The organism is Elioraea thermophila (ex Habib et al. 2022) (assembly GCF_003336755.1).
GTDB classification, from domain to species: Bacteria; Pseudomonadota; Alphaproteobacteria; order Acetobacterales; family Acetobacteraceae; genus Elioraea; species Elioraea thermophila.
In genome coordinates, this window is sequence record NZ_QMDI01000006.1 from 658313 (window position 1) to 667500 (window position 9188).

Annotated in this window: 4 protein-coding genes, 1 tRNA gene and 2 rRNA genes (1 of these 7 cut by a window edge); 1 reads left to right on the forward strand and 6 read right to left on the reverse strand. The window is 68.3% G+C overall.

Going from position 1 to position 9188, the window contains the following annotated elements; genetic code table 11:
* Window positions 1–3: 3 nt before the first annotated feature.
* The 3 genes from DWB05_RS13080 to cydD all read right to left on the reverse strand — a co-directional run bounded on the left by DWB05_RS13080 (window position 4) and on the right by cydD (window position 5011).
* Window positions 4–1605, reverse strand: coding sequence for a cytochrome ubiquinol oxidase subunit I (locus DWB05_RS13080; RefSeq protein ID WP_114377609.1), 1602 nt, complete (start codon window positions 1603–1605; stop codon window positions 4–6).
* A gap of 77 nt (window positions 1606–1682) precedes the next feature.
* Window positions 1683–3368, reverse strand: coding sequence for an ATP-binding cassette domain-containing protein (locus DWB05_RS13085; protein WP_114377610.1), 1686 nt, complete (start codon window positions 3366–3368; stop codon window positions 1683–1685).
* On the reverse strand, window positions 3365–5011 hold the full coding sequence (cydD, locus tag DWB05_RS13090; RefSeq protein WP_114377611.1) for a thiol reductant ABC exporter subunit CydD: 1647 nt from the start codon (window positions 5009–5011) through the stop codon (window positions 3365–3367). The genes DWB05_RS13085 and cydD overlap by 4 nt, the downstream gene beginning before the upstream one ends.
* Window positions 5012–5117: 106 nt before the next feature.
* Here cydD and DWB05_RS13095 point away from each other — a divergent pair, with 106 nt between their 5' ends.
* The gene (locus tag DWB05_RS13095; RefSeq protein WP_114377612.1) at window positions 5118–6014 is read left to right on the forward strand and encodes an oxygenase MpaB family protein; all 897 of its coding nucleotides are present in this window, start codon (window positions 5118–5120) and stop codon (window positions 6012–6014) included.
* Between the two features lie 127 nt (window positions 6015–6141).
* Here DWB05_RS13095 and DWB05_RS13100 read toward each other — a convergent pair.
* The 3 genes from DWB05_RS13100 to DWB05_RS13110 all read right to left on the reverse strand — a co-directional run.
* Window positions 6142–6218: transfer RNA gene (locus DWB05_RS13100), tRNA-Met, on the reverse strand.
* Between the two features lie 50 nt (window positions 6219–6268).
* A 5S ribosomal RNA gene (gene rrf, locus DWB05_RS13105) occupies window positions 6269–6383 on the reverse strand.
* A gap of 98 nt (window positions 6384–6481) precedes the next feature.
* A 23S ribosomal RNA gene (locus DWB05_RS13110) occupies window positions 6482–9188 on the reverse strand (it continues 54 nt past the right edge of the window).

Consider the following 9188-nt stretch of genomic DNA (forward strand, 5'->3'; position numbering starts at 1 on the left):
ACGTCACTCCGCTGCGACCGCGCCGCGCAGGCCCGCGGGCGCGGCGGATGGGATGGGGGCGGGGCCGACCACGTCGGCCGAGGCGGGCGGACCCTTGCGAATGGCGCGCACCATCAGCCTGACCTCGATCACCGCCAGCACGGTGTAGAAGAGGACGAAGCCGGCGAGGGTGAGCGCCACCTCCCAGATGCCGAGGGTGGAGACGGCGACCGCCGTCGGCAGCACGCCCTCGATGATCCAGGGCTGGCGACCGACCTCGGCGACGAACCAACCGGCCTCGGCGGCGATCCAGGGCAGCGGGATCGACCATACCGCGGCCCAGAGCAGCCAGCGATGGCGGTCGAGCCGATGCCGCGTGGAGAGCCAGAAGAAGACGGCGAACAGCAGGATGAAGTAGAAGCCCAACCCCACCATCACGCGAAACATCCAGAACAGCCAGCCCACGGGTGGCACGAGATCCCAGGCCGCGCGCTGGATGTGCTCGGCCGTCGCCTGGCGCGGGTCGTCGACGTAGCGCTTGAGCAGGAAGGCATAGCCGAGCCAGCGCCCGTTCTCCTCGAACGCGTCGCGCACCGCTTGCGGAACGTTTTCCAGGCCCCGCGCGGCGCGGATCTGCTGCAGCGCGTCGTAGGCGACGATGCCTTGCCGGATGTGCTGCTCACCCGACTGCACGAGGTCGACGATCCCTGGGATCTCGGTGTTCAGCGAGCGGGTCGCGATCAGCCCGAGCACGGCGGGGATCTTGATCGCGTAGTGCGTCTCGCGCGCCTCCGTATCCGGGATGCCGACCACCGTGAACGCCGCCGGCGCCGGCTCGGTCTCCCACATGCCCTCGATCGCGGCGAGCTTCATCTTCTGGTTCTCGTTGGCGAGGTAGCCGCTCTCGTCGCCCAGCACGACGACGGAGAGCGAGGAGAGGAGCCCGAACGAGGCGGCCACCGCCATCGAACGCTTGGCGAGCGCGATGTGCCGGCCCTGCAGCAGATACCAGGCGGAGACACCAAGCACGAACACCGCCGCCGTCACGTACCCGGCCGAGGCGGTGTGCACGAATTTCGCTTGCGCCACCGGGTTGAACAGCACCTCGAAGAAGGACTCGATCTCCATCCGCATCGTCACCGGGTTGAAGACCGCGCCCACCGGGTTGTTCATCCAACCGTTGGCGATCAGGATCCACAGTGCGGAGAGATTGGAGCCGAGTGCCACCGCGTAGGTCGTCATCAGGTGGCCGACCTTCGACATGCGGTCCCAGCCGAAGAAGAACAGGCCGACGAAGGTGGCCTCGAGGAAGAAGGCCATCAGCCCTTCGATGGCAAGCGGGGCGCCGAAGATATCGCCCACGTAATGGCTGTAGTAGCTCCAGTTCATGCCGAACTGGAACTCCATCGTGATGCCCGTCGCCACGCCGAGCACGAAGTTGATGCCGAACAGCGTGCCCCAGAACTTCGTCATCTCCTTCCAGATGGGGCGGTCCGTCATCACGTAGACCGTCTCCATGATCGCGAGGATGATGGAGAGGCCCAGGGTGAGCGGGACAAAGAGGAAGTGATACATCGCGGTCAGCGCGAACTGCAGGCGCGACAGCGAAACGACGTCGAGCTCCATGCCAGCAACCGGCGAAACCGGCTCCCCCGAAGCGAAGTTCGCGCGTCGCGGGATAGCGGCGTGCGGCGCGATCCGGCTCAGCCAGGGCGCAGCGTCGCCAGCATTTCGGCGAAGCCCCGTTGGCCTCGCCGCACATCGGCGACGATCCGCCCGGCCTCGAGGCGGATCAGCCGATCGGCCAGCTCCGCCTCCCGCCTTAGATGCGCATTTGCGAAGATAGTGCGGTCTTGCCCGAGTGTTTTGATCTGCCGCAGGACGAGGGTTGCAGTCTCTGCATCCAAGGCTTCCGTCGGTTCATCGAGCAGCCAGAGCGGGCTCGCGCGCACGAGCAGCCGAGCGAGGGCGAGGCGGCGCTTCTGGCCCTCGGACAGGCCCTCGCCGCCTTCGCCGAGCGAGGCATCGAGGCCGCCGGGCAGGGCGCGCACGACGTCCTCGAGCCCGGCTGCGGCCAGCGCCTGCCACAGCGCCGCGTCGTCGACGTCCGCCCGCCCGAGCGTGAGGTTGCCGCGGATGGTGTCGCGAAAGAGTTCAACGCGCTGGCCGAGCACGGCCGTCGGCAGCGCGGCGATCGTGCCCGCATCGGGAACGCGCTCCCCGAGGATGAGCGCGAAGAGTGTGGATTTGCCCGCCCCCGACGGGCCGATCAGCGCGACGTGCTCGCCGTCGGCGATCGCGAGATCGAGCTCGTCGAACAGGGGGGCATCGGCGCCGGGCGGGGTGTAGCGGAGGCCCGCAATGCGCAGCGCTAGGCCGGGCGGCGGGGCCGGGCGCGCGGGCAGCGGTGGCGGGTCAAGGGCAGGTGAAAGCCGGGCGGCAGCGCGCGCGCTGCGACCGAACTCCACCGCGCCGCGTCGGAGCGCGGCGAAGGGCTCGAGCGCGGCGAGAGCGAGCAGCAGGATCAACGCAGCCTGCGGGGCGGAGATGTCTCCCGCTGCGGCGAGCTGGGCGGCAGCCCAGGCGGCTGCGGCGAGCAGCACCGCGGCTGCCGCGCCGAACCCCGCCGCGGCGAGCGTCTCCAGCCGGTTCAGCGCGATGTCGGAGGCGGTGAGCCGAGCCTCCGCCGCATGCGCGGCGTCCACCTGCGCCGCCAGCCGCCCCGCCATGGCGAAGGCGACCTGACCTGCCGTGAGTTCGGCGACGCGCACGCGCAAGGCCTCGAGCGCGGCAGCGCGGCGGCGGGCCTCGCGTTCGGCCGCGCGCGCCAGCCACAGCGGCAGGCCAAGGCCCGAGACGAGCAGCAAGCCCGCGGCGGCCAAGCCGAGGGCGGGCGAGAGGAAGGCGAGGCCGACCCCGAGGCCGAGCGCGGTCGCCACAGCCGCCCCCGCCGGCACCAGGAGACGGAGATAGACCGTGTCCAGCGCATCGACATCGGCGGTGAGCCGGAACAGCAGGCGGGCAGGGCGCGAGGCGAGGGCCCGCGCAAGGTCGGGGCGGGCAAAGCCGCGAAAGAGGCGCGCGCGCAAGGCGGCGAGCAGGCCCAAGGTGGCGTCGTGCGTGACCACACGCTCGCCATAGCGGGCGAAGGTGCGGGCGATGGCGAGGAACCGAATCCCCGCCCCCGGCATGAACACGTCGAACATCAGCGCGGTCGCCGGAACGAGCCCGGCCAGCGCGGTGGCGGTGATGAACCAGCCGGACAGCCCCAGGAGAGCAAGGCCGGCAGCGGCAGAAACCGCAGCGAGCGCCACGCCGGCGGCCATCGCCGCCCGCCTTTCAGCGAGGAACAGGCGCAAGACGCGCACGAGGGGGGCGAACCGGCTCATGCGAGGCGCACCACCCGGTCCATGCGCGCGGCGAGCTCAGGGTCGTGGGTGGCGAGAATCAGCGTGCGGCCTTCCGCGGCCGCGAGCAGCGCCTCGGTCGCCGCAGCAGCGGTGTCGCGATCGAGATGGGCGGTGGGTTCGTCGGCCAAAAGCAAGCCCACGCTGGGCGAGACGAGGGCGCGGGCAAGCCCGACCCGCAGCGCCTCGCCACCCGAGAGCCCCGCCCCGTCCTCGCCGATCGGGCGCGACGGCGGCAGAGCCGGCAGCAGGCGCCGTCGGCAGAGCTCGGCTTCGTGCGCGAGGTCGCGTCGGCCGAGCAGGATGTTGGCCTGCAGGCTGGCGGCGAACAGGGCGGGGCGTTGGCCGAGCCAGGCGATGCGGGCGCGAATGTCGGCGGCGGTCGCGTCCTCGAGAGGCACGTCGCCGATGCGGATCTCGCCCGCCCCGGGCAAGGCAAGCCCGGCGAGCAGGGCGAGCAGGGTGGACTTTCCCCCGCCCGAGGGGGCGAGGAGGGCAACGCGCTCACCGGCCGCGACCGCGAGGTCCAAGCCGTCGAACACGGGGCGAGGGGCTCCCGGGTAGCGGAAGACGAGGCCGCGGACCGAGACGGCAAGCGCTGCCGGCGCGGTACGCAGGGTGGGCGAAGCGAGGGCAGCGGGCAGCGCGAACGCCGGCGGTGCGGCGAGGTCGCGGAGCGCGGCGAGGGCGGCTTCGCCGGCCGCCTTGTCATGCCAAGCGGCGGCCAAGTCCCGCAGCGGCTCGAAGAAGGCGGGCGCGAGCAGGAGCACGAACAGGGCGGGGCCGAGACCCATCCGCTCCTCCCAGGCGCCGAACTCGAGCGTGCCGAGCAGGTGAAAGCCGACATAGACCGCTACCATGGCGACGCCGAGGGAAGCGAACAGCTCGAGCACGGCGGAGGACAGGAAGGCGATGCGCAGCACGGCCATGCTGCGCCGGCGCAACGAGTCGGCCGCGGCGTGCAGGCGAACGGCAGTTGCCGCCACGGCATCGAAGGCGCGGATGGTGGCAAGCCCGCGCAGCCGGTCGAGCAGCAGCGCATTCATCCCCCCGATCTCCAGCATCTGCGCCTCCGAGGCTTCCTTCGCGCGCAGCCCGATCAGCGCCATGAAGAGCGGAATGAGGGGCGCGGCGATCAGCAGGATGAGCGCCGCCAGCCAGGACTGGGTCAGCACCGCGACCAGGATGACGGGCGGAACGACGGCGGCGCGCAGCCGCACGGGGCGGAAGCGGGCGAGGTAGGGCAGCACCGCTTCCGCCTGTTCCGTCACCGCCGCGGCGGCGGCCCCCGAGGCCGGCCGGCCAGGGTCGAGGGGCGAGCGGCAGGCGAGCGCGGCGACGGCCTCGCGGCGGAGGCGGCTGGTTTCGGCCCGCGCGGCGGCGAAAACGAAGCGGGCCGCCGCGGCGTCGAGCCCGGCGCGAAGAAGACCCAAAGAGAGAGCGCCGAGCGCGGGCGGCAGGGCGGCCGCGGCCGTCGCACCGTCGGCGATGTCGGCGACCAGGGCGGCGAGCAGGGCGGCCTGCGGGATCCAGAGCAGGGCGGCGAGCACCGCAAGCCACGCGCCCAGGCGGGATGCGGCGGGCGGCGGCAGGGCAGGGGCGGCGGGGATCGCGCGCACGTTCATGCCGACGGGGCTAGGTCGCTCGCGCGGCCCCGGCAAGGGGAGGCGGCGGCACGGGCGTGTAGCGGCGGGATCTCGCAGCCGCGCACGCCGCCCCTATCTGCGAGGCATGGCGTCGAGTTTTCCGCTCCCCCTGCCGTTCGATCCGGCACGCCCGCTGAAGGACGCGATCGCCGCCCGCGTGGTGTCGTTCTTCAACGACCCGAGCCGCGGCGAGCGGCCGGTGACGCCGCGTCCGGACGGGCTGTTCGGGCCGAATTCCGTCACGTGGCGGGTGCATGCCGACGTGACGGGGATGATGGTGGGCGGCATCGCCTCGCTGTTCCTGCAGATGCTGCATCCGCGGGTGCTGGCCGGGGTGTGGGACCACTCGAATTTCCGCGCCGACATGCACGGGCGGCTTCGTCGCACGGCGCGCTTCATCGCGGTGACGACGTATGGCGGACGGGAGGAGGCGGAAGCGGCGATCGCGCGCGTGCGTCGGATCCACGACCAGGTGCGGGGCGTGCTGCCTGATGGCACGCCCTATGCGGCGAGCGAGCCGTGGCTGCTCGCCTGGGTCCACGTGACCGAGACCTGGTGCTTCCTCGAGGGCTGGCGTGTGTACGGCGAACCGCGCATGTCGCGCGCCGATCAGGACCGGTATTTCGCCGAGATGGCGCGGATCGGGGCGGCACTCGGGGCCGACCCGGTGCCGCGGTCACGCCGCGAGGCGGAACTGTTGATGGCGCGGTTCCGCCCCGAGCTCAGGGTCGATGGGCGGACGCGGTCGGTGCGCGATCTCCTTCTCCGCACGGCGAGCGACGACCCGCTGACCGCGGCGGTGCAGGCGATGGGCAACCGGGCGGCGATCGCGCTGTTGCCCGCCTGGGCGCGGCGGCTGCATGGGCTCGCGAGCCCGCTGCTAGCCCGTCCCCTGGTGCAGGGGGCGACCTACGCGGTGGCGGAGGCGATCCGCTGGGCCTTCGCCGGCCGGGAGCGCGGGGCTGCCGCGGCGCGCAGCTAGGGTCCGGCCACGCGGCACCCCTGATCGCGCCTCTCCGCCGGCCCGCGAAGCATGGACCGCGAACACAACCTTGAGCGTTTGCTCGTTGCCGTTGGCGCGCTGGCTGTGCTGAGCGGGAGCGACAGGCTGGTTGCGGGGGCAGGATTTGAACCTGCGACCTTCAGGTTATGAGCCTGACGAGCTACCGGGCTGCTCCACCCCGCGACGAGTGGGGAGGCTTGGTGCGATGGTGTGGGCAAAGCCCGGATCGGAAGACCCGGCAGCGACCGACTCTCCCGCGTCTTCAGACGCAGTACCATTGGCGCTGAGGGTTTTCACGGCCGAGTTCGGGATGGGATCGGGTGTTGGCCCCTCGCCAAAGCCACCGGGTCGTCCGATCCGGGCGTGGTGCGATGCTGGAACGCGTGCGGCGACGTGCGCGCGTTTCGTGCTGCGCATGATGACGGGAGAGCCCCGTCATGACGTCGGATCACAAGCCGAACGAGCGATTAGTACCGGTTAGCTGAACGCGTTGCCGCGCTTACACATCCGGCCTATCGACGTGGTGGTCTTCCACGGCTCTTCGGGGAGACCTCGTCTTGGGGTGGGTTTCGCGCTTAGATGCTTTCAGCGCTTATCCCGTCCGTACTTGGCTACCCGGCTGTGCCGCTGGCGCGACAACCGGCCCACCAGAGGTACGTCCATCCCGGTCCTCTCGTACTAGGGACAGATCCCCTCAAGTCTCCGACACCCATGGCAGATAGGGACCGAACTGTCTCACGACGTTCTGAACCCAGCTCACGTACCGCTTTAATCGGCGAACAGCCGAACCCTTGGGACCTGCTCCAGCCCCAGGATGCGATGAGCCGACATCGAGGTGCCAAACCTCCCCGTCGATGTGGACTCTTGGGGGAGATCAGCCTGTTATCCCTAGAGTACCTTTTATCCGTTGAGCGATGGCCCGTCCACGAGGGACCACCGGATCACTATGGCCGACTTTCGTCTCTGCTCGACCTGTCAGTCTCACAGTCAGGCGGGCTTATGCCATTGCACTCGACAGCCGATTTCCGACCGGCCTGAGCCCACCATCGCGCGCCTCCGTTACCTTTTGGGAGGCGACCGCCCCAGTCAAACTGCCCACCATGCACGGTCCCCGCCCGGGCTGACCGGGCTGGGTTAGACGTCAAAAGAAGCCAGGGCGGTATTTCAAGGGTGGCTCCACGAGAGCTGGCGCCCTCGCTTCATCGCCTCCCGCCTATCCTACACAGTCCACTTCTGACGCCAGTGCAAAGTTGCAGTAAAGGTTCATAGGGTCTTTCCGTCTGACCACGGGTACCCCGCATCTTCACGGGGAATTCAATTTCGCTGAGCCGGTGCTGGAGACAGTGGGGAAGTCGTTACGCCATTCGTGCAGGTCGGAACTTACCCGACAAGGAATTTCGCTACCTTAGGACCGTTATAGTTACGGCCGCCGTTTACCGGGGCTTCGGTTCGGAGCTTGCACCCCTCCCCTTAACCTTCCGGCACCGGGCAGGCGTCAGACCCTATACGTCCTCTCTCGAGTTCGCAGAGCCCTGTGTTTTTGTTAAACAGTCGCTACCCCCTGCTCTGTGCCCCCCGCTTACGGTTGCCCGCAAGCGGGGCTCGCTTCTCCCGAAGTTACGCGAGCAATTTGCCTAGTTCCTTCAGCACCGTTCTCTCAAGCGCCTTGGTATGCTCTACCAGCCCACCTGTGTCGGTTTCGGGTACGGTCTTACGCCAGAGCTGTTTCCTGGACCCATCCGGCCGCCACCCCAATCCGGTAAGGGATGACGACGGTTCAGGGCCGTCACTTCTGGCAGGCCCACGAATGTTGACGTGGTTCCCATCGACTACGGCTTTCGCCCTCGTCTTAGGGGCCGGCTGACCCTGCGCGGATTAACCTTGCGCAGGAACCCTTGGGCTTTCGGCGACAGGGTTTCTCGCCCTGTTTGTCGCTACTCATGTCCGCATACGCACTTCCGATACCTCCAGGCGGCCTCGCGACCACCCTTCGCAGGCTTACGGAACGCTCCGCTACCGCGCGCATCGCTGCGCACCCGAAGCTTCGGTACGTGGCTTGAGCCCCGTTACATTTTCGCCGCAGGACGGCTGTTAGACCAGTGAGCTATTACGCTTTCTTTAAAGGATGGCTGCTTCTAAGCCAACCTCCTGGTTGTTTTGGCCTTCCCACATGCTTTCCCACTTAGCCACGATTTGGGGACCTTAGCTGTCGGTCTGGGCTGTTTCCCTCTCGACCCAGGACCTTAGCACCCTGGGACTGTCTGCCGCGGTCACGCTCCTCGGTATTCGGAGTTTGGTTAGGTTTGGTAAGCCTTTGGGGCCCCCTAGCCCATCCAGTGCTCTACCCCCGAGGGCGAAGCACGCGACGATCTACCTCAATAGATTTCGCGGAGAACCAGCTATTTCCGAGTTTGATTGGCCTTTCACCCCTAGCCACAGCTCATCCGAGACTTTTTCAACAGGCACCGGTTCGGCCCTCCAGTGGGTGTTACCCCACCTTCAGCCTGGCCATGGCTAGATCACCCGGTTTCGGGTCTAGTGCCGGCAACTGAACGCCCTGTTCAGACTCGCTTTCGCTGCGCCTACGCCTAACGGCTTAAGCTCGCTGCCGACACTAACTCGCGGACCCATTATACAAAAGGTACGCCGTCACGCCGCGGACGAACCCGAAGGTCCATCCGAGCGCTCCGACTGCTTGTAGGCATCCGGTTTCAGGTCTCTTTCACTCCCCTCGTCGGGGTGCTTTTCACCTTTCCCTCACGGTACTGGTACACTATCGGTCGCCAGGGAGTATTTAGGCTTGGAGGGTGGTCCCCCCATCTTCAGGCAGGATTGCACGTGTCCCGCCCTACTCGAGGATTTCCTGCCCTTTACCCGTACGGGGCTATCACCCGCTCTGGCCGGCCTTTCCAGACCGTTCCGGTTATCTGCAGGAAACCACAGGCCTACTCCGCTTTCGCTCGCCACTACTCACGGAATCTCGGTTGATGTCTTTTCCTCCGGGTACTGAGATGTTTCAGTTCCCCGGGTTCGCCTCCCGACCCTATGCATTCAGGCCGGGATACCCCAACAGGGGTGGGTTTCCCCATTCGGAGATCCGCGGATCAACGATTGCTCGCATCTCCCCGCGGCTTTTCGCAGCGTGCCACGTCC

What these genes read in the sequence shown, in the direction of transcription:
- DWB05_RS13080 (WP_114377609.1), bottom strand. Translation starts at nt 1,605, where the DNA reads ATGGAGCTCGACGTCGTTTCGCTGTCGCGCCTGCAGTTCGCGCTGACC.
- DWB05_RS13085 (WP_114377610.1), bottom strand. Translation starts at nt 3,368, where the DNA reads ATGAGCCGGTTCGCCCCCCTCGTGCGCGTCTTGCGCCTGTTCCTCGCT.
- cydD (WP_114377611.1), bottom strand. Translation starts at nt 5,011, where the DNA reads ATGAACGTGCGCGCGATCCCCGCCGCCCCTGCCCTGCCGCCGCCCGCC.
- DWB05_RS13095 (WP_114377612.1), top strand. Translation starts at nt 5,118, where the DNA reads ATGGCGTCGAGTTTTCCGCTCCCCCTGCCGTTCGATCCGGCACGCCCG.